The following is a 1,290-nucleotide window of genomic DNA, read 5'->3' as shown; positions in this document are numbered from 1 at the left end:
GGAGTCCAGTGATGGGCGCCATCACCAGACCGTACCGCTGCCGATACCACAAAGCACGCCAGTATTCGACGCACCAATATATGGGCCATACCCTACTGACTCAATTGCTCAGTTCTGACGCCATGCTGGCTATCTCCAGCGACAAAGCCTTGTTTCACACCATGGTTGAATATCTATCAGGTCATAAAAACCCCGACAATGTCATTGAGCAAATCGTGACGCAAGCGGACGCGGCCAGCGTCGCGCAAGACTTGGGCGCCGACAAAGAGGGGATCAATCTCGCCGCTGAGCAAGCGCGCGGGGCGACGGTGTCCCTGGCGGGACAACTCAAGCTGACTTTATCGCACCTTCTGCAAAGCGCGACCCTCCCACTGAACAAAAAAGGCGCCGAAGGTTTTGTGGAGGGGGATCTCCTTTACTTGATGAGTAAGCCCATTGCTGACCGTCTACGCAGCACGCTGCTTGAGCGTGGCATCACCTCTGTCCCTTCGGACAATTCCCGTCTGTTTAACGAGCTGCAGCAACACCAACTTATTCGTCCGAATGCCGATGACCTGGCGATTTGGAAGTGTGAGGTGCTGCTCTCTGAGTTTGACTGGCGCCAAACCTTTACCTTTATCTGTGTGCATTGGCCGACATTCGCCCCAGAAGCAGAGCTGGAGAGCTTGGTGGGACACATTCTTCCCGTTAAGGGAGAAGCTGAGGGAGAAGCGACGACTGCTCAACCTCAGTCAATCGTGTCTGAGAATGAAGATGCGGCTATGACAGGTACCACTCACATTGAAACGTCCCTCAACAATGACGCCATCAGTGATGACCTCATGGCTTTCATGCAGCCCGCCACGCCGATGGATGAGGTTGAAGCCGCGTTGGAAGCGTTAAACGCTGAGCCCGTGTCCACGCCTGAGTCCAGCGAGCCTCACGCTCTCCTGCAGAAGATAGATTTGAGAGAGACCCACGGCGAAGACTTGGGCCGCGCTTTCTACGAATGGTTAGATTCAGTCCTTAAAGGCGGCGTGCACCCGGTGAACCGTCAAGACGCGTTATTCCATCGCCTTGAACAAGGTTTGTTTGTGGTTTCGCCTGGCGCCTTTCGTACCTTCATCGATGAGCGCTGTCAATACGCCAAAGCCAACAGTTACAGCGAAGTTCAACAAGGGTTGCAACCTCTAAAGCGTCATATCGTCACGAAAGAGGCGCGTAACGTACACAAAGCGCGCATTCAAGATTCCAATCAAGCGCTGAACGGCTTTTTGTTTCCTTTGACCGAAGCGTGGGAAACTCGCTACG

1 protein-coding gene is annotated in these 1,290 nt (G+C 54.0%); it reads left to right on the top strand.

The features are described from left to right. Positions 1-11: 11 nt before the first annotated feature. The coding region (locus ACED46_RS21925) for a TraI domain-containing protein (RefSeq protein ID WP_371722455.1) at positions 12-1,290 on the top strand (1,279 nt) is incomplete at its 3' end.

Origin of the sequence: Vibrio sp. 1S139 (assembly GCF_041439475.1) — a bacterium.
Classification (GTDB): Bacteria; Pseudomonadota; Gammaproteobacteria; order Enterobacterales; family Vibrionaceae; genus Vibrio; species Vibrio crassostreae_C.
The sequence above is the reverse complement of the archived record's forward strand: the minus strand, read 5'-3'. Positions and strand labels throughout refer to the sequence as shown.